15 protein-coding genes are annotated in these 19658 nt (G+C 70.1%); 8 read left to right on the plus strand and 7 right to left on the minus strand.

The window, feature by feature from the left end:
• Positions 1–24 precede the first annotated feature (24 nt).
• The gene (locus BLV31_RS12135; RefSeq protein WP_033097619.1) at positions 25–2115 is read right to left on the minus strand and encodes an acyltransferase family protein; all 2091 of its coding nucleotides are present in this window, start codon (positions 2113–2115) and stop codon (positions 25–27) included.
• Positions 2116–2264: 149 nt separating this feature from the next.
• Between BLV31_RS12135 and BLV31_RS12140 the strand changes: the two genes are divergently transcribed.
• The 7 genes from BLV31_RS12140 to BLV31_RS12175 all read left to right on the plus strand — a co-directional run bounded on the left by BLV31_RS12140 (position 2265) and on the right by BLV31_RS12175 (position 9646).
• Entirely contained in the window at positions 2265–3554 is a 1290-nt protein-coding gene (locus BLV31_RS12140) for an adenosylmethionine--8-amino-7-oxononanoate transaminase (protein WP_064061510.1), read from the plus strand.
• Between the two features lie 307 nt (positions 3555–3861).
• On the plus strand, positions 3862–5001 hold the full coding sequence (locus tag BLV31_RS12150) for an 8-amino-7-oxononanoate synthase (RefSeq protein ID WP_064061509.1): 1140 nt from the start codon (positions 3862–3864) through the stop codon (positions 4999–5001).
• Positions 4998–5711, plus strand: coding sequence for a dethiobiotin synthase (gene bioD, locus BLV31_RS12155; protein ID WP_006554105.1), 714 nt, complete (start codon positions 4998–5000; stop codon positions 5709–5711). The genes BLV31_RS12150 and bioD overlap by 4 nt, the downstream gene beginning before the upstream one ends.
• Positions 5712–5815: 104 nt before the next feature.
• Positions 5816–6103 carry an Rv0250c family protein gene (locus BLV31_RS12160; RefSeq protein WP_064061508.1) on the plus strand — a complete coding sequence of 96 codons (288 nt, stop codon included), beginning with the start codon at positions 5816–5818 and terminating at the stop codon, positions 6101–6103.
• A complete protein-coding gene (sdhC, locus tag BLV31_RS12165) occupies positions 6100–6936 on the plus strand; it encodes a succinate dehydrogenase subunit SdhC (protein WP_006554103.1) in 837 nt (278 codons plus the stop codon). The genes BLV31_RS12160 and sdhC overlap by 4 nt, the downstream gene beginning before the upstream one ends.
• Before the next feature lie 45 nt (positions 6937–6981).
• A complete protein-coding gene (locus tag BLV31_RS12170; RefSeq protein WP_064061507.1) occupies positions 6982–8898 on the plus strand; it encodes a fumarate reductase/succinate dehydrogenase flavoprotein subunit in 1917 nt (638 codons plus the stop codon).
• Position 8899: 1 nt separating this feature from the next.
• A complete protein-coding gene (locus tag BLV31_RS12175; RefSeq protein WP_033097626.1) occupies positions 8900–9646 on the plus strand; it encodes a succinate dehydrogenase/fumarate reductase iron-sulfur subunit in 747 nt (248 codons plus the stop codon).
• A gap of 37 nt (positions 9647–9683) precedes the next feature.
• Here BLV31_RS12175 and BLV31_RS12180 read toward each other — a convergent pair whose 3' ends face one another.
• A complete protein-coding gene (locus BLV31_RS12180) occupies positions 9684–10679 on the minus strand; it encodes an iron-siderophore ABC transporter substrate-binding protein (RefSeq protein ID WP_064061506.1) in 996 nt (331 codons plus the stop codon).
• 118 nt (positions 10680–10797) lie between these two features.
• Between BLV31_RS12180 and BLV31_RS12185 the strand changes: the two genes are divergently transcribed.
• Positions 10798–12396 (plus strand): MFS transporter, encoded by a 1599-nt coding sequence (locus BLV31_RS12185; protein WP_248846290.1) that lies wholly within the window; start codon positions 10798–10800, stop codon positions 12394–12396.
• Positions 12397–12432: 36 nt separating this feature from the next.
• Here the strand turns inward: BLV31_RS12185 and BLV31_RS12190 are convergent, their stop codons facing one another.
• From BLV31_RS12190 to BLV31_RS12210, 5 genes are read right to left on the minus strand one after another with little or no spacing between them, the layout of a single operon-like run.
• Entirely contained in the window at positions 12433–13590 is a 1158-nt protein-coding gene (locus BLV31_RS12190; RefSeq protein ID WP_064061504.1) for a VWA domain-containing protein, read from the minus strand.
• Complete coding sequence (locus BLV31_RS12195) at positions 13587–15788, minus strand: DUF5682 family protein (protein WP_064061503.1); 2202 nt, start codon at positions 15786–15788, stop codon at positions 13587–13589. The genes BLV31_RS12190 and BLV31_RS12195 overlap by 4 nt, the downstream gene beginning before the upstream one ends.
• Positions 15785–16903: an ATP-binding protein gene (locus BLV31_RS12200; protein ID WP_064061528.1), complete on the minus strand. Its 1119-nt coding sequence runs from the start codon at positions 16901–16903 to the stop codon at positions 15785–15787. The genes BLV31_RS12195 and BLV31_RS12200 overlap by 4 nt, the downstream gene beginning before the upstream one ends.
• A 47-nt stretch (positions 16904–16950) precedes the next feature.
• Positions 16951–18351, minus strand: coding sequence for a DUF5691 domain-containing protein (locus BLV31_RS12205; protein ID WP_064061502.1), 1401 nt, complete (start codon positions 18349–18351; stop codon positions 16951–16953).
• Positions 18348–19637 carry an SWIM zinc finger family protein gene (locus tag BLV31_RS12210; protein ID WP_064061501.1) on the minus strand — a complete coding sequence of 430 codons (1290 nt, stop codon included), beginning with the start codon at positions 19635–19637 and terminating at the stop codon, positions 18348–18350. Before BLV31_RS12210 ends, BLV31_RS12205 begins: the two co-directional genes overlap by 4 nt.
• Positions 19638–19658 lie beyond the last annotated feature (21 nt).

Below are 19658 nucleotides of genomic sequence, written 5' to 3' on the forward strand. Positions count from 1 at the left end.
CGGTCCCGGCACCGGGTGAGCGCGTCACCACCAGCCGGTGGCGGGACCGAGTTGTCGGCCGAGCTCGGGCGTCAGCGTCCGGACGTAGGTCGTGGTGAGGTGGTTCTCGTCACGATAGATGAGGATGTTTCCCTCCACCGCCCGGCACAGATCCTGCCGGCAGAACTTGTCGGACAGGTCGAGCAGCGACACGGTGGGCAGGTGCGCGGATGCGGCGACGGCCGGGTCGATCGGGTCCAGCGCCTCCTCGCGCGGCACCCCGCACGTCTCCGCGGTGCCGCCCCCCGCAAGGCAGTCGGCGGCCCGATAGGCGAGATCGCCGCGGAACAGCCACGGGTTGTCGCGGATCGCCACCACCGGGATGCCGTAGTCGGCGAGCGTCTCCCACAGATCGACGTACCAGAACGGAACGAAGTCGCCCGGCCCTTCGCCTTGGTCCTTGGTGCGCGTCGACGTGGTGAACACGTAGTCGGGCGGATCCGCGCGCAGTTCGGCGAGCACGGCGGTCGACCATGTGTCGCACTCGACCGTCGGGGACTCCTCGACGAGCGGGGCGAGGGGATCGGAGAGCGGACACCCGACCTTGAGATAGGTGTCGAGGCGGAAACCGTGTTCGATGCCGAGCGCGTCGAGCGCAGCGAGCCAGTGCTCCGAGTGCGACCCCCCGACGATCACCATGCGGCGGGTCGCGAGCGGGTCGCCGTAGGTACAGGTCAACGGTGCGCGATTGGTGTGCTGGGCGATGCAGTTGTCGAGCGTCGCGGGAGGCAGGTCGCGATGGGCGACGAGCAGCGGCGGTTGCACCGGTTGCGGCTCGGTGGAGACGGCGGGATCGAACACCGCAGCGCCGGGGTACAGCTCCGTCGGCAGGGCGGCGACGCCCTCGAGGGCCTCCGTCGAACGGTCGACGTGGGTGTGCCAGAGGTTCGCGGCCCCGACGAGGGTGACGGCCAGGACCGTCACGAGACCCACGAGCGCGGTGCGGGACGGCCGAGGGGGTTCGACGCGGCGGATGGGGTCCTCGAACCACCGGGTCGACGCCTCGGCGAGCAACAGCGACAGGGCGATCACGATGAGCCCGCCCACCAGGCCGACCGACGGGTGCCCGAGCACGATCAGGTAACCGATGAGGATCGGCCAGTGCCACAGGTACAGCGCGTAGGCGATCGCCCCGAGGCGCACCATGGGCGCGGATGCCAGCAGTCGCGCCGACGGCGTGTCGTGCTCGGAGTCGGAGCCGGAGCCGGAGCGGATACCCGCGACGACGAGCGCCATGGCCGCACCGACGGGGACGAGCGCCCACGGCCCGGGGAAGAGGGAGTTGCCGTCGAGGACGAAGCCGCACGCGAGCAGCACCGCGAGTCCGAGCGCACCGAGCACGATCCGCAGCGCGCGCGGAACCCGCAGCCACGGCGACAGGCACATCAGCAGTCCGCCGAGAGTCAGCTCCCAGGCACGGGCGGCGCTGTCGTAGTACATCCACGACTGCGGCCGGTCGGCGAGCACCGCGTACGCCAGCGACGCCGCGGTGAGGGCGGCCAGCAGCACCGTCAGGGGTAGGCGGACAGGCACCGACATCCGCCGCAACAGCCACGCGAAGCCGAACACCACCACGAGCGCCGCGATGTAGAACTGGCCCTGCACGGCGATCGACCACAGGTGCTGGAGCGGGCTGACCATCGGATCCGCGGCCAGATAGTCGCTCGCCGTGCGGGCGAGATACCAGTTCTGGAAGAACAGCAGCGACGCCCCGGTCTGGTCGGCCACCTCGAGCCACTGCGTGAACGGCCGCAGCACCACCGTGGCGGCCGCGACAGCGGTGAGCACAACGACGAGCGGAGGCAGCAGACGCCGGCCGATCCGCCGCAGGACGGGACGCGGATCGAGCGGGGCCGAGGAGTCGGCGGTCCTCAGGAGCGTGCCCACGAAGAAGAAGCCGGAGAGCGCCAGGAAGACGTCGACACCACCGGAGACGCGACCGAACCAGACGTGGAAGATCACCACGAGCGCGATCGCGAGACCGCGCAATCCGTCGATGTCGGCACGACGCGCGGGGCGCCTGCCTGCTGTCCGCGCGCCACTCTCGAGTTCCGGTCCCGAGGTGTGGACGGACATGTGACGGATACCCCCGGTGTCTTACGTGTTCGGCTGTGCTGCGAACCGGGCGACGAACGCACCGGCCGATTGCCGTGAGCGTCGTTCACGGCAACTCGGGCAGACTACGCGGCTGCGGGCGGCGACCTCCAACCGCCTACAGTTTGGGCGTGGGCAACTCTCCTCTCCCGGTCGAGCGGATCCGCACCCTCGACGCTCGGCACCTCTGGCACCCCTACGGCGCGTTTCCGGCGACCACCGAATCGTTGGTGGTCGACCGTGCCCACGGTACTCGGATCGTCCTCGCCGACGGTCGTGAGCTGGTCGACGGCATGAGTTCGTGGTGGGCCGCGGTGCACGGATACGGGCATCCCGTGCTCGACGCGGCCGTCCGCGATCAGCTCGACCGGATGAGCCACGTGATGTTCGGCGGCCTCACCCACGAGCCCGCCGCGCGGCTCGCGGAACTGCTCGTCGACATCACCCCCGCCGGTCTCGACACCGTCTTCCTCGCCGACTCGGGCTCGGTGTCGGTGGAGGTGGCCGTGAAGATGGCGGTGCAGTACCAGCGTGCCGTCGGCAGGCCGGGACGGCGTCGCCTGCTCACCTGGCGCGGCGGCTACCACGGCGACACCTTCGCCCCGATGAGCGTGTGCGATCCGGAGGGCGGCATGCACGCACTGTGGACCGACATGCTCGCGCGGCAGGTCTTCACCCCCGCCCCACCGGCCCGTTTCGATCCCGACTACGTCGCGCACTTCGAGGCGATCCTGCTCGAGCACGTCGACGAGCTCGCCGCGATCGTGGTCGAACCGGTCGTCCAGGGCGCCGGCGGCATGCGCTTCCACGACCCGCGGTATCTGCGCGAGCTGCGCAGGATGTGCGACGAGCACGGACTGGTACTGATCTTCGACGAGATCGCGACCGGTTTCGGGCGCACAGGCGAACTCTTCGCCGCCGACCACGCGCAAGTGAGCCCGGACGTGATGTGCGTGGGTAAGGCACTCACCGGCGGATACATGACCCTCGCGGCGACATTGTGCACGCGGGCCGTCGCCGAAGCGATCAGCGCGGGGGAGGGTGGCGGTGTGATGCACGGCCCGACCTTCATGGGCAACCCGCTCGCGTGCGCCGTCGCCGTCGCGGCGGTCGAACTGCTGCTCTCCCGCGACTGGCGGGCCGAGGTGGCGGCGGTGAACGCGGGACTGACGGAGGGACTCGCGCCGGCACGCGAGTTGCCGGGGGTCGCGGACGTCCGCGTCCTCGGAGGCATCGGCGTGATCGAACTCACCGATCCGGTGGACATGCGCGCGACGACCGACGCCGCCGTGGCGGCCGGGGTGTGGCTGCGGCCGTTCCGCAATCTCGTCTACACGATGCCGCCCTACATCTGCTCGGCCGACGATCTCGCGGCGATCACCTCGGGGATGATCGCCGCCGTCGGCGCGAATGCTCGGTGACCGAAGGGGTCAGCGGACGGCGGTGAGGAACCCCGCGATCGCGCCGGTCCACGAGATGGACGGTGAAGCGGTCCGCCAGGGCGGATGCCATACGCGACCATTCGTCCCCGGTCGCGATGCTGCTGTGCACGACGACGAGACCCGGACCCTGCCCGAGCTTGCGGAATCCGATCGTCGTTCCGTCCCGGGATTCGATGTGGACGACCACCTCCCATGCCGTTCGTCGGGGTCTGCCGAACCGTCCGAGCCTACGACCCGAGCCGACCGACGTGACGACTTGAACGGTGTTCAAGTATGGTCACCGCTCATGACCGCACATCCCGCCCTGGCGTGGCTCGACGACACCGCAGCGGCGCGACGCGCAGCGGGCCTGCACCGCGACCCCGTCGTCCGAACCCCCGGCACGACCGTCGTCGACCTCGCCTCCAACGACTATCTCGGCCTGACCCGCCATCCCGAGGTCCTCGCGGGAGCGACCGCTGCCCTGCGGCGATGGGGAGCCGGCGCCACCGGATCGCGGCTGGTCACCGGCACCACCGCCGAACACGAACTCCTCGAACGCGAACTCGCCGACTTCGTCGGGGCCGACAGCGGCCTGGTGTTCTCGAGCGGATACGCCGCGAACCTCGGTGCCGTCGCCGCCCTCGGTGGCAAGGACGCACTGATCGTCTCCGACGCCGGTGGTCACGCCTCGCTCGTCGATGCGTGCCGGCTGTCCCGCTCGAGGATCGTCGTCACCCGGCACAACGACGTCGACGCGGTCGCGCACGCCCTCGCGACCCGCACCGAGGCCCGCGCGCTCGTCCTGACCGACTCGGTGTTCAGCACCGACGGCGACCTCGCGCCGCTGCGGGAACTGCATCGCGTCTGCCGAGCGCACGGCGCGTTGCTCCTCGTCGACGAGGCCCACGGGGTAGGAGTCCGCGGCGCGGGGGGCCGCGGACTCGTCCACGAAGTGGGCCTCGCCGGCGAGCCCGATGTGGTCGTCACCGCGACGCTGTCGAAATCCCTTGCCTCCCAGGGCGGAGCCGTCCTCGCCGACGGGCGTGTGCGGGAACATCTCGTGGACACCGCGCGCACCTTCATCTTCGACACCGGACTCGCCCCGGCCGCCGTCGGTGCCGCCCGGGGTGCGCTGAAGGTGCTGCGCGCCGAACCCGCACGTGCCGCTGCCGTGCTCGAGCAGGCCGGGCGCTTGGCTCGTCTCACGGGCGTCGAGGCGCCGCCGTCCGCCGTGGTGTCGGTGATCCTCGGCGACCCGCGCGTCGCCGCCGACGCCGCGGCGCGGTGCCGCGACCGCGGCGTGCACGTCGGCTGCTTCCGGCCGCCCTCGGTTCCGGCCGGTACCTCGCGGCTGCGCCTGACGGCACGCGCGAACCTCACCGACGACGAACGCGCCCTCGTCGACGAGGTGCTCACCGACGTCCTCGCGGGAGCCCGGGCGTGAGCATCCTCGTCGTCACCGGCACGTCGACCGATGTGGGCAAGACCGTCGCGACCGCGGCACTCGCCGCGAACGCCGTGGCCGCGGGACTGCGGGTCGCGGTGTGCAAACCCGCCCAGACGGGCGTGACGGACGACGGGCCGGGCGACCTGCAGGAGATCCGGCGACTGGCCGGGGACCGTGTCCGGCTCGTCGAACTCGCGCGGTATCCCGATCCGCTCGCACCGGATACCGCCGCGCGGCGCAGCGGACGCCCGATGCTCACCCTCGAGGAGATCGTCGACACCGTCCGGATTCTCGACACCGAGTACGACCTCACCCTGGTCGAGGGGGCGGGAGGTCTGCTCGTCCGGCTCGGCGCGGGCGGTTTCACCCTCGCCGACGTCGCGGCCGCGCTCGGAGCGCCGGCGGTGATCGTCGCCGCCGCGGGACTGGGCACGCTCAACCACACCGCGCTCACCGTGGCCGCGCTCCGCTCGGCGGGGATCGAATGTCCGGGGGTCATCGTCGGATCCTGGCCTGCTGCACCGGATCTGGCGGAGCAGTGCAATCTCGACGACCTCCCCGACGTCACCGGCGTCCCCATCGTGGGCAGGATCCCGGCCGGCAGCGGCGCTCTCGACGCCCGCGTCTTCGCCACCCGTGCCTCTCGGTGGTCGGATCTGCCGCTCCCGACGAAACGGCGTGCGGGCGGATCTTCCGCTGTACTGTGATGGATGCCACATTGCAACTGGCCTGTTCCCATCGTGTCGGCCGGCGCGACATGCCGATACCCGCTACGGAAGGGACATGTCGACCGCTCGGCCCGGAGGTACGGATGTCCATCAGCGAATTGCAGGAACTTCAGCGCACCGCCGCCCACCTGCGCCAATGCCTCGGATCCCTACGATCGCGCTACGGGGACGCAGCCCCGGTGAAGAGGCTGTCGAACGACGTCGAACGTCTCGACATCGACATACGCGACTTCGCCGAACATCCTCCGCGCGAGGTCGTCAACAGCCTCGGTCAACGCATCCCGATTCCCGATACGCCGTACGACGACTCGTTGTTCCGCGGAATGGATACGGACGACGAAGGTCTCGGCGGGCTGCACGGCTCGCGGTGAGCACCTCCGAGGCGACGCCGGCGGCTCGCGGTGAGCCGGCCACCGGCGTCCGATCCGAGGGCCGCGCACGGATCACCGCGCGGACGCTGCGGACCGACCGCTGGTGGCAGACACCCGCACTCACCGTCCTCGGTCTCGGTGTGTTCGTGGTGTACGCGACGATCCGTTCGTTCGTGCGCAGCGCCTACTACGTCGAGGACTACCACTACCTCACGCCGTTCTATTCGCCGTGCGTGAGCGCGTCCTGCGTGGACGGCGCCCGCCATTTCGGCACGTGGGTCGGCGAACTCCCGATGTGGATCCCGCTCGCCTTCCTGTCGTTGCCGTTCCTCCTCGGCTTCCGGCTGACCTGCTACTACTACCGCAAGGCCTACTACCGATCGTTCTGGTTGTCGCCGCCCGCGTGTGCGGTCGCCGAACCGCACCGGCACTACACCGGGGAGACGCGGTTCCCGCTGATCCTGCAGAACTCGCACCGCTACTTCTTCTACGCCGGCTTCGTGGTGTCGCTGATCAACACCTACGACGTCGTCCTGTCCTTCCGCGGTCCGAGCGGGTTCGGCATCGGACTCGGCAACCTGATCCTGCTGATCAACGTCGTGCTGCTCTGGGGCTACACGTTGTCATGCCACTCTTGCCGGCACGTCACCGGAGGCAGGCTGCGGCACTTCTCGAAACACCCCGTGCGCTACCGGATCTGGACGTTCGTCTCGAAACTCAACACCAGGCACATGCAGTTCGCGTGGATCACGCTGGGAACCCTGATCCTCACGGACTTCTACATCATGCTCGTGGCGAGCGACACCATCGCCGATCTGCGGTTCATCGGCTGACGCGCACGGCACGACACCGGCCGCACCGGAGGAGGGGGAACACGGATGGTGGATGTCGAACGGCACAAGGTCGACGTCGTCGTGATCGGAGCAGGCGGCGCCGGGCTACGCGCGGTGATCGAGGCGCGGCAACGCGGCTTCTCCGTCGCCGTGGTGTGCAAGTCGCTGTTCGGAAAGGCCCACACCGTGATGGCCGAGGGCGGATGTGCCGCCGCGATGGGCAATGCCAACCCCCGCGACTCCTGGCAGGTGCACTTCCAGGACACGATGCGCGGCGGCAAGTTCCTCAACAACTGGCGGATGGCCGAACTGCACGCCCGCGAGGCCCCCGACCGCGTGTGGGAGCTGGAGACCTACGGAGCGCTGTTCGACCGCACCCCCGACGGACGGATCAGCCAGCGCAACTTCGGCGGCCACACCTATCCGCGACTCGCCCACGTCGGCGACCGCACCGGACTCGAACTCATCCGCACGATGCAGCAGAAGATCGTGTCGCTGCAGCAGGCGGACCACGCCGAGCACGGCGACTACGAGGCCCGGGTGCGGGTCTTCGCCGAATGCACCATCACCGAACTGCTGAAGGACGACGAGGGACGCATCGCCGGTGCGTTCGGATACTGGCGCGAGACCGGGCGTTTCGTGTTGTTCGAGGCGCCCGCGGTCGTCATCGCCACCGGTGGTATCGGCAAGTCGTGGAAGGTCACGTCGAACTCCTGGGAGTACACGGGCGACGGTCACGCCCTCGCCCTGCGTGCCGGCGCCACCCTGATCAACATGGAGTTCGTCCAGTTCCACCCGACAGGGATGATCTGGCCGCCGAGCGTGAAGGGCATCCTCGTCACCGAGGGTGTGCGAGGCGACGGCGGAGTGCTGAAGAACTCCGAGGGGGAGCGGTTCATGTTCTCCTATATCCCGCCGGTGTTCAAAGGCCAGTACGCGGAGACCGAGGAGGAGGCCGACCGCTGGTACGAGGACCAGGAGAACAATCGCCGCACGCCCGACCTGCTCCCGCGCGACGAGGTCGCCCGCGCCATCAACTCCGAGGTCAAGGACGGCCGGGGGACTCCGCACGGCGGAGTCTTCCTCGACATCGCCTCGCGGATGCCGGCCGACGAGATCATGCGCCGCCTGCCGTCGATGCATCACCAGTTCAAGGAACTCGCCGACGTCGACATCACCGCCGAGGCCATGGAGGTCGGCCCGACCTGCCACTACGTGATGGGCGGCATCGAGGTCGACCCCGACACCGCCGCTGCGGCAGTCCCGGGGCTGTTCGCCGCCGGGGAATGTTCCGGTGGCATGCACGGATCGAACCGGCTGGGCGGGAATTCGCTGTCCGATCTGCTGGTCTTCGGTCGCCGGGCAGGTCTCGGCGCCGCCGACTACGTGCAGAGCCTCACCTCGCGGCCGATCGTCGGCGACGCCGACATCGACGCCGCCGCCCGTGCGGCGCTCTCGCCCTTCGATCCGGCCGACACCGATCGCGCCGAGAACCCGTACACCCTGCACACCGACCTGCAGCAGGTCATGCAGGACCTCGTGGGCATCATCCGGCGCGCGGACGAGATCGAACGTGCCCTGCGCGAACTCGACACCCTGCGCACACGGATCCGCAACGTCGCGGTGGAGGGCCACCGCCAGTTCAACCCGGGCTGGCATCTCGCCCTGGACCTGCGGAACATGCTCCTCGTGTGCGAGTGCGTCGCGCGGGCCGCGTTGCAGCGCACCGAGAGCCGCGGGGGACATACCCGCGACGACCACCCGTCGATGGACTCCGAATGGCGTCGCACTCTGCTCGCCTGTCGCCTGGACGGCGGCGACCCGTTCGTCCCCGCCGTGACGGTCACCGCCGAACGGCAGCAACCGATGCGTCCCGACCTGCTGGAGCTGTTCGACATCGACGAACTCGGGAAGTACTACACCGACGAGGAACTCGCGGATCATCCCGGACGGAGGGGTTGAGATGGGACACCAGGCGGCGTTCAGGATCTGGCGGGGCGACGCCGACGGCGGGGAACTGCGGGACTACACCGTCGAGGTCAACGAAGGGGAGGTCGTCCTCGACATCCTGCACCGTCTGCAGGCCACCCAGGCACCGGATCTCGCCGTGCGCTGGAACTGCAAGGCGGGCAAGTGCGGATCGTGTTCGGCGGAAGTCGACGGTCGCCCGCGCCTGACGTGCATGACCCGCATGTCGCTGTTCGATCCCGACGCGACGATCACCGTGACCCCGATGCGCACCTTCCCGATCATCCGAGATCTCGTCACCGATGTCTCGTTCAACTACCGCAAGGCACGCGAGATACCGGCTTTCGCGCCGCCTCCTGATCTGGCGCCGGGGGAGTACCGGATGCAGCAGGTCGACGTGCAGCGCTCCCAGGAGTTCCGCAAGTGCATCGAATGCTATCTGTGCCAGAACGTCTGTCATGTGGTGCGCGACCACGAGGAGAACAAGGAGGTCTTCGCCGGTCCCCGCTATCTCATGCGCATCGCGGAACTCGAGATGCACCCGCTCGACGTCGCCGACCGGCGCGACGTCGCGCAGGACGAGCACGGCCTGGGTATGTGCAACATCACCAAGTGCTGCACCGAGGTGTGCCCGGAGAACATCCACATCACCGACAACGCGCTGATCCCGATGAAGGAACGCGTCGCCGGCCGCCGCTACGACCCGATCGTGTGGCTCGGCAACAAGCTGTTCCGGCGCTGAGCAGGGAGCAGGGACCGGGCCGGACGCAGGGACCGGCTCAGTTCACGCGTTCGGCGACCAGCGGAACCAGCTCGTCGAGCGCGAACGGCACCGACAGCACCGAGTTCGTCGAGAACGCCGCGGAGATGTGGGAATCGCTGTCGAGCACGAGGAACCGGCCGTCGCGCACCGCCGGGATCTGCTGGAAGACCGGATTGTCGGTCACCTCGGCGGCCGGCACGTAGATCGGCAGCACGATCAGCAGGTCGGAGTCGAGCATGTCCAGGTTCTCGTCGGAGACTGTGATGAAGAAGTCGTCCGTCGCCGCGGCCTGCACCTGCGGATTGTTCACGAAGCCGAGCTCGGTCATGAAGTCGACGCGCGAGTCGCCGACGACGTAGGCGCCCCACCCCTCCGACGTGTAGGAGGCGACGGTGACGGTCTTGCCCGCGAACTCGGGATTGTCGGCGGCGGCCTGCGCGAAATCCGCGTCGATCTGCGACAGCAGTTCGGCACCCTTGTCCGGGACACCGAGCGCCGCTGCCACGGTGGCCACCTGGTCGTCGAGCGACGTGAGGTAGGCGTCGCTGCCTTCCGGGCCGCCGACGGTCGGGGCGATCCCCGACAGCGTCTCGTAGCGGGCCGGCTCACCGGAACTCTTGGTGTCGAGGATCAGATCGGGCTCCTGCGCCGCGAGCATCTCGAAGGACGGCTCGATCGTGCCGATGAGCTCCGGCGGCGAGTCGTACAGCCCCTGCGCCCACGGCCCCACGCCGTCGCCGCCGAAGGCGAGCCAGTCACTCGCCGCCACCGGCTGAACGCCGAGTGCCAGTGCAGTTTCGGCGTCGCCCCAGCCCAGAGCCGCGACGCGTTCGGGGGCGGACTCGATGGTGACCTCCCCGAACTTCGTGTCGACCGTGACGGGGAAGGCGCCGTCGGCCGGTGCCGAACCGGAGTCGGACTCCGTGTCGGACGATCCGCACGCGGTCAGCACGATCGCGGTGGCCGTGAACAGAGCGGCGGAACGGAGCAACGCAGCGGATCGGCGTGTCATGACGGGCCTCGAGTCTGTCGAACAACAAGTGAGGCGATCCTAACCCGGCGGGGTGACCGAAGGTGAAAACCCGCCGGAAACCGCGCAGGGCAGCCGCTCGAGCGCGCACTATGTGTCCGTGACCCGACCTGACGACGGTCGGCCGGCACGGGCGAAACCGGTGCTGGCCTCCTTGATCCTCGTCGCCGCCGTGGCGAATTCGAACCTCGCCGTCGCGAACGTGGCACTGCCCGAGATCGGGAAGGCGTTCGACGCGAGCCAGACCCAGCTCAACCTCGTCGCAGTCGGCTATTCCGTCGGTCTCGCCGCGTCCGTGCTCTACCTCGGTGCCGTCGGCGACCGTTACGGACGCAAGACGATGCTGCTGCTCGGCATGGCGTTGTCGGTTCCCGCCTCGGCGGTCGCCGGGTTCGCGCCGAGCACCGAGGTGCTGTTCGCGGCGCGGGTGCTCGGCGGTCTCTCCGCCGGTCTGGCGTTCCCCACCACTCTCGCCCTTATCACTGCACTGTGGTCGGGCGCAGCCCGCACGCGCGCGATCGCGTTGTGGTCGTCGATCGGTGGTGGCCTGACCGCGCTCGGCCCGCTCGTCGCCGGCACCCTGCTCGAACAGTTCTTCTGGGGTTCGGTTTTCCTGGTGACGATTCCGCTCGCGCTGATCGCTTTCGCCCTGACCTGGATATTCGTGCCCAGCCACGTCAACGAATCGACCGATCCGGTCGATCATCTCGGCGGTGTGGTCTCGATCGTGTTGGTCGGCTCGCTCGTCCTCGGCATCAACTTCGTGCCCGTCGACGGGATGGAGACCATCGCGGTGTCCGCTCTCGTGATCGCTCTCGTCGCGGTGATCCTCTTCGTCATGCGCCAGCTGCGAGCGGCGAACCCCCTGTTCGACCTGCGGGTCGCCCGGCGTCGCGTGTTCTGGGTCGCGGCCGTCGCGGGCATCATCGTGTTCGGCACCCTGATGGGCACGATGTACATCAGTCAGCAGTACCTGCAGAACGTGCTCGGCTACTCGACTCTCGCAGCTGGATCGGCGGCGCTGCCCGCCGCTTTCGTGATGGTGCTGGTGGCGCCGCAGTCGGCGAAACTCGTCGGGTCGCGCGGCTCCCGTTTCACGCTGCTGTCCGGTTACGTGGCGATCGTGGCCGGACTCGTCGTCGCACTGATGCTCTGGGACGAGGACGCGCATTACTGGGTGATCGCCCTCGGATACATGTGTCTCGGAGCCGGTGTCGGTCTCGCCGGTACCCCGGCCTCGCATTCGCTCACCGGCTCGGTGCCGGTCGCCCGTGCCGGGATGGCCTCCGGCACGGCCGATCTGCAACGCGATCTCGGTGGCGCGATCGTCCAGTCGATCCTCGGCGCCCTGCTCACCGCCGGATACTCGGCCTCCCTCGCCGCGACGATCGCGGCGAGTCCTCAGGCCACGGCCGTCGACGAGCAGACCGAGACCGCACTGGAGAAGTCGTTCGCGGGTGCCGTCGGGATCGCCGAGCACTATCCGCAGTACGCGCAGCAGATCATCGAGGCCGCGCGGTCGGCCTTCCTCGACGGCGACACCCGCGCCTACACGGCCGCGATCGCGATCGTGCTGGTCGGAGCGGCGCTGGTGGCCCTTGCGTTCCCCTCACGCTCGGCCGAGATCGCGCTGCTCGAACGGTACGCCGAGGAGGACGGTGACGCGGCGGTCGACTCGTCGGAAAAACCGGCCCACTGAACCCGGATCCTCACGCAGTCCGGGTCGGTCAGGCGGTCAGAACGACTGCGACCAGCGTCCGACGTCACCCCGCTCGAGCGCGACGGCGAGCAGTTCCGGGAAACGGTCGGGCGTGCACGCGAAGGCAGGAACTCCGAGTTCGGCGAGTGCCGCCGCGTTGTCGCGGTCGAAGGACGGCGCCCCGTCGTCGGACAGAGCCAGCAACACCACGACCTGCACACCCGCGGCGAGCATCTCCTGGATGCGCGAGAGCATCTCGGCGCGGATGCCGCCCTCGTACAGATCCGAGATGAGCACGAACAGCGAATCGGCCGGGCGCGTGATCAGCGACCTGCTGTAGGCGATCGCCCGATTGATGTCGGTGCCGCCGCCGAGCTGGGTGCCGAACAGCACGTCCACCGGGTCGGCGAGCTTATCGGTCAGGTCCACCACCGCGGTGTCGAAGACGACCAACGAGGTGCGCAGTGCCCGCATCGACGCCAGGACCGCCGCGAACACCGACGCGTACACCACGCTCGACGCCATCGACCCGGACTGGTCCACCGCGAGCACCACGTCGCGTTTCACCGCCTGGGAGCGGCGCCCGTAGCCCACCAGCTTCTCGGGCACCACCGTGCGATGCTCCGGCAGGTAGTGGGCCAGGTTCGCGCGGATCGTGCGATCCCAGTCGATGTCGCGGAGTTTCGGGTTCGACGTCCGCGACGACCGGTCGAGCGCACCCGTGACGGCGGCACGGGTGTGCTGCGCGATGCGAGCCTCGATCTCGCGCACGACCTTCTCGACGACCGTCCGTGCCGTCGCCTTGGTGGTCTCCGGCATCACGCGGTTCAGGCTCAGCAACGTGCCCACGAGATGCACGTCCGGTTCGACGGCCTCGAGCATCTCGGGTTCGAGGAGCAGCCGGGTCAACCCGAGCCGATCCACCGCGTCGCGCTGCATCACCTGGACGACGGATGTCGGGAAGTAGGTGCGGATGTCGCCGAGCCAGCGCGCCACCCGGGGCGCGGACGCGCCGAGACCTGCGGTGCGCGGTGCGGTGCCGTCGCCGGGCGCGGTGTCGTACAGCGCGGCGAGCGCGGCGTCCATGGCGCTGTCGTCGGCCGAGGACAGGGAGCCCGTCGAGTCCTCGGCGGCCTCGCCGAGTGCGAGCCGCCAGCGGCGCAAACGTTCGGTGTCTCCGGATTCGGTTGTCATGCCGACACTCCCAGGATCGACGCGGTGGCGGTCAGGGCGATCCGGCCGCGATCCACGGCGGGCGGTGCCTCCGTGCGGCGGGTGCGTTCGCCCCGCACCGTCTGCCCGAGCAGGCGTCGCTCACCGAAGGCGAACGACCCGAAGGTGCGCCGGAGGACGGGCAGGACGTCGACGAAATCGTCGTCGGTGAGACCGCTGATCCACTCGTCGACGAGATCGAACAGTGCGCTGTCGTGGACGAGCAGGAGTCCGCCCCCGCCGAGGAACCCGTCGATCCAGCGCGCCTTCGCGGGTGCCGATGACCCCACCGACAACGCTCGCGCGACCCGCACGGACGCCTCGTACTCGCCGAGTCGGCCGGTGTCGCGCAGCATCCGGGTGGTGCGGCCGACGAGCAGACCGTCGATGTCGTCACGATCGCTCACCGACGTCAGTGTGTCGAGCCATCGGACGGTCGCGGTCGGGTCCTCACGCAGCGCGAGAGCGAGATGCACGTCGTCGATCGCGGTGCGCAGTGCATCGGCGGCGTCGTGGTCGAGACCGGTGACCGCCGCCGGGAGACCGGCGCACACACGCGCGAGCAGGGCGTCGCAGACATGTTCCAGGGAGGACAGATCGGTGCCCCGCACATCGCCGTAACGGACGGTGCGCACGAGGGTCGGCAGGGCGCTCATCAGGTGCAGCACATCGTGATCGAGTGCAGCCGCCGCGTCGATCGCCGTCACCAGCGACGGGATCGTGGTCCGCAGGTCGGCGAGCAACGCCCGTTCGAGCAGTTCGGTGAGGTCGGCGAGCGCGATCCCGGAACGAGTGGCACGGTCGGCCACTGTGGCGCCCGCTGCGGATTCCACCGTCGTGCCCCACCGCGACGCCTCGACGATCGCCACCGACAACTCCGGTTCCCACCGCAGCGTCCAGGTCTCGCGGAAGGTGCCGGTCGAGCGCACCTCGCTCTCCGCCGGTCTACCCCAGTCGATACCGAGCAGCGCCAGGCGGTGCAGCAGTCGCGACCGGGCGACGTCGATCTCCCGGCGCAGGTCCAGATCGAGATGCCTGGCTTCGGCGGACCGCTTGAGACGCAACGACTTCGCATTCCGCTGCAGGTCGGTGTCGAGCGGGACGGTGGGGGTGTCCTCGGAGACGGAACCGAGTGCCTCACCGACGACGAGCCGGCGGGAGACGAGACCGAGCAGGACGTCTTCGCCGTCGCACAGCACCGACCGCGTCGCCTCGACGACCTCGTCGAGTCCGGCCACCGCGCGACCGCGCAACGCCGCGAGCGTGTCGGCGAGACGTGTCGCCTCGATGATGTGGGCGCTCGAGACGGGTAGATCCTCCTCGCGCAGGACACGGGCCACGCGGGTGAACCAGCGTGCGGTCGTGTCCGCGGGCTGTGTGAACAGGTGGTGGTACCAGCCGGGTGAGGTGATGCCGGCGCCGTAGCCCGACGACAGCGACAACCGGGAGTGGCTCCACGGCACCCACGTGAGGGTGGTCTTGACCTTGGGCATGCCCTTGAGCAGGCGCGCGTCGGGCGCTGCCGGTCCGAGCCGGCCGGTCAGTGCGGGTGCGTGCATCGCTCCGCACACCACGGCGATCGCGCGGGCCCCGGCCTTGACCGTCGCGCGCAGCACCTGCCGCATGTGCGCCTCGCGTCGCGCGGTGTGGTCGTCGATCCCGACGTCCTCGCGCAGCGCGCGCATCGCGTCCGTGATCTCGTCGAAGGCCTGTGCGGTGCCGTGCTCTACCACCGCGTCCCACCACTGCTCGAAGTCGGAGTATCCGCCGGCGCGGGCGAGTATGCCGAGCAGGTTGTCGGTCGCGCGGTCGCCGACCTCGCGCTCCGCGCCGAGCGACATCGACGCTGGAAGGTCGCAGAACCGCACGTCGGCATCGTGCAGGTACGCCCAGCGCAGGGCCTGCCATTCGGGGGAGAAGGCCGCGAACGGCCAGAACGCCGCCCGCGCCGGTTCGTCGCGTGCGTAGGCCAGCAATGCCACCGGCGGCACCATGTCGTCGGCCACGGTGAGCGGGAGCACCGGATCGGCGTCCGACGGACCCTCGATGAGGACGGTGTCGGGTTCGAACTCCGCGAGTGCCTGCAGGACCGCACGCGCCGAACCCGGCCCGTGGTGCCGGATCCCGAAGACCCGGATCTCCGCGGGCGCATCCGCGCGGTCGAAGAGAGCGTCGGTCACCCGGTGATCTCCCGGCACGCCCGGTAGAAGTCGGTCCAGTCGCCGCGTTCTCGGACGACGGCCTCGAGATATTCGTTCCAGACCACCCGATCGGAGACAGGGTCCTTGACCACCGACCCCAGGATTCCGGCCGCAACGTCGGAGGGCCGAAGCACCCCGTCACCGAAGTGCGCCGACAACGCCAGGCCGCCCGTGACCACCGAGATCGCCTCGGCGGTGGACAGCGTGCCCGACGGGGACTTCAGCTTGGTCCGGCCGTCGGTGGTGACGCCGCTGCGCAACTCCCGGAACACCGTGACGACGCGGCGGATCTCCTCCGCGGCCGCAGGCACGGTGGGAAGTTCGAGTGCGGTGCCGAGCTGTTCGACGCGGCGGGTGACGATCGCGACCTCGTCCTCCTCGCTCGCCGGCAACGGCAACACGACGGTGTTGAACCGTCGACGCAGCGCGGACGACAGGTCGTTGACCCCGCGGTCGCGATCGTTGGCGGTGGCGATGACGTTGAACCCCTTCGTCGCCTGCACCTCGATGCCGAGTTCGGGGACGGGAAGCGTCTTCTCCGACAGGACGGTGATCAGCGCATCCTGCACGTCGGCGGGGATGCGGGTGAGTTCCTCGATCCGTGCCACGGCGCCGTCGCGCATCGCGGTCATGACCGGGGAGGCGACCAGCGCGTCGGCGCTCGGCCCTTCGGCGAGCAGCCGCGCGTAGTTCCAGCCGTACCGCACCGACTCCTCGGTCGTACCCGCCGTTCCCTGCACGAGCCGGGTCGACGAACCGCTGATCGCGGCGGCGAGATGCTCCGACACCCAGGTCTTCGCGGTACCCGGCACACCGAGCAGCAACAGTGCCCGGTCGGTCGCCAGGGTCGCCACGGCAACCTCGATCAACCGGCGCGGACCGACGTACTTCGGGGTGATCACGGTGCCGTCGGGCAGTTCGCCGCCGAGCAGATAGGTCACCACCGCCCACGGGGACAGTTGCCACGACGGCGGGCGCGGCCGGTCGTCGAGTCGCGCGAGCGCCGCGAGTTCGTGCGCGTACTGCTGCTCGGCGTGTGGGCGCAGCAGGTCGGTGCCGGACCCGGCGGTCTCGGACGTGCCCGTCTCGGGCATCGCGGCCTCGTCGGTGCCGACAACTGCAGGGGTCGACTCGAAGTCGGTCAACTCAGCTCCTCGTGGATCGTCTTGCGGAGGGTCAGGGTGTCGGCTGCGCTCGCGAACAGGTGCAGGCGACCGAGATCGTCGGTGCGGTTCGCGGCGTCGGCCAGCAGATCGGCCAGCTCGAACGGTGCCCGGTGGGCGAGCAGCGTCAGGACGTCGCGCACCAGACGGGTGGTCGTCAGCTTCGTGTACAGCGCGGTGAGCACCTTCTCGGCGACATCGCGCGGCCACGGCGCCGGGAGCGCGGCGAGCAACGCGTCGTCGAGAACCGCGGGCGGCGACGCCTCGCGCAGGTGCGTGAGCAGGATGTCGCGAGGTACGACCCGGGCGACCGATGTGTCGCCGGTGCCGTCGCGTCGCAGCAACGCCGCGGCCCATCCGCTGTCGCGTTGCCGGACCGCCGCGCGGCCCCACGCGTTCGTCAGTGCCGTGCGGAGGGCGTCGTCGACGTCGAACTCCGGCAGCACCCCGTCTCCGACGTGCTCGCGCCACACCGACAGCGGAGCGGCCGCGACTGCCGCCACCAGCAGATCGCGGGCCGGACCGTCGGAGAGACCGTCGCGGAGTGCGCTCTCGTCCGGCCGTTCGGGGACGGCGAGGGTGACGGTCGAGCCGTCGACGAGCAGCCATTGCCGCACTCGTTCGGCCATGCGTCGCGCGAACGCGGAGTCGGGGAGGCGGGGAAGAAGGTCGAGCGCGACGGCGCGAACCTTGCGGCTACGGTCGTCGAGGGCGCGCTCGAGCAGGTCCTCGTCGTGCGGGCCGAGACCGACCGCGAGCAGGGCGACGAGCTCGGCCCGCTGGGCGGCGGTCTGCGCACCCCATGACGCCGCGAGCGTGGCTGTCGCCGCGGCCGGATCGTGTGCGCGGAGCACCTCGAACCATCGGCGTCGCCGGGCGGGCGGACCGACGTGCCAGGGCGTGTCGTCGAGCGGGTCGGGTGGCAGCAGATCGGCCCATTCCGGGTGGCGCGCGGCCACCCAGCGCCCGCGGGCGCCGGTGAGAGCGATCAGCCGGTCGCGGTGCACCGCGTCGGTGGTCGCGACGATCAACAGGTCGACCACGATGTCGTGCGACGCGCGGAGCCGGGCCGCCACCTCGAACCATTCGTCGAGTAGCGGGGAGCGGACGGCGAGCAGCGCGCGCAGGCGTTCAGCAGCCGCGCCGGGCAGGACGGGACGGTCGTCGTCCGGGGCCGGCGACGGCAGCTCGCGGATCACCGGCACGGTCGCGGCGGTGAGGAAGGTCGCCTCCAGGGCGGCAGCGGCGAGCAGTGTCGCGGCGGGGTCTCCGGCGAGTTCGCCCGCGGCACCGGCCGTGTGCAGCGCGCCGAACTCCGGAGCGGAGCGTGCCGTTCCGAGAAGTGCTGCGGCCGTCAGCGATTCGGGCAAGGCGGTCACCAGGTCATCACCTGTCCTCCGGTGAACAGTGAGACGGGAGCGAGAGCGGTTCCGTCCCAGTCGCCGCAGACCGTCACGGGACGGCCTCCCGCGACGGCGTGCAGCCGCCAGCGGCTGTCGTCGTCACCGGCCAGCGGCAGTGCCCGTCCGGACGGGTCGACGACGTACCAGCCGTCCTCGCTGTCGGTGGGAGTGACCGCGTCGAGCAGGACGGGCCAGGTGCGCAACCACGGATCTGCTCCGCGCATGCGGGCGTACTCGTCCAGCGCAGCGTCGAGTCCGGTGGCGGGCAGGGTCGTGAACGGCTCCGTCTCCCCGTGCTGCCGGCCGAGTACGGCTCGCAGTGGGGCCGCGCCGGGGTAGAAGTGCAGATCGGCGTCGACCAGCGAACCGGGGAAGGGGAGGGGCGTGGCGAAACGCGCTGTGCCATGAGCGAAGTCGAGCAGGATCGCCCAGCGTCCGCTCGACCTCCCCCGAAGCCACGTCTTGCGGTTGAACATCCGGCTCTCCTCGGTGACGCGCACGGCGAGGACCTGCCAGCGGTCGCGCACAGCCGGTTCGGCGCGGACCTCCTCGCTGCGGGTGCCGAAACCGAGATGGGTCTGCAGCGCACGCAGGAGCGGCCTCGGCAGCTCGTCGCGCTGCCGGTACGCCACGGCCATGACGTGCAGGCGCGCATACTCTTCGAGCAGCCTGGCGGGCCAATCGGTTTCGTCGTTCACGACGGCGGCCAGAGCGCGCAGTGCCGACGCCGCGCCGGGAGCCTGGGCATCCACCATGCGGGCAGCGATCGCCTCGTAGATGTCGTAGCCGTGATCCACCGCCCCGAGGCCGTGCCGGATGCGGTCGGTGAGCCAGCGGTCGAGGTCGTCGAGTCCTGCCGCGACCCGCTCGGCGCGACGCCGGGCGGTCGCAGGGTCGGGCGCCTTGACCGGCTCGTCCGCCGGTGCGGGAAGTGTGGTGGACGCGATGCGGGCGGCGAGCCATCCGGTCACGAAGTCGGGCGCCTGCGCGGCCGGCACGGCACCCTCGGACCAGCGCACGAGCAGTGACAGGGCGTGCTTGCAGGGCAGCTTCCGGCTCGGGCACGTGCACGTGTAGGCGGGAGCGCTCGGGTCGATCGCCGTGCGGTACGGCGTGGTGCCGCGTCCGCGGCACAGTCCCCACAGGGCGGTGGTGTCGTGACCGGTCTCGAGCCATGCGGAGGCGACGCCGCGCGCAGCCGTCATCGAGGACGGATCGGGCGCGACGGCGTTGATCTGCTGGAGGGTCCAGGGGGCGGTCACGAGCGTCGAAGGTAGGAGACG

This window comes from Rhodococcus pyridinivorans (assembly GCF_900105195.1).
Classification (GTDB): domain Bacteria; phylum Actinomycetota; class Actinomycetes; order Mycobacteriales; family Mycobacteriaceae; genus Rhodococcus; species Rhodococcus pyridinivorans.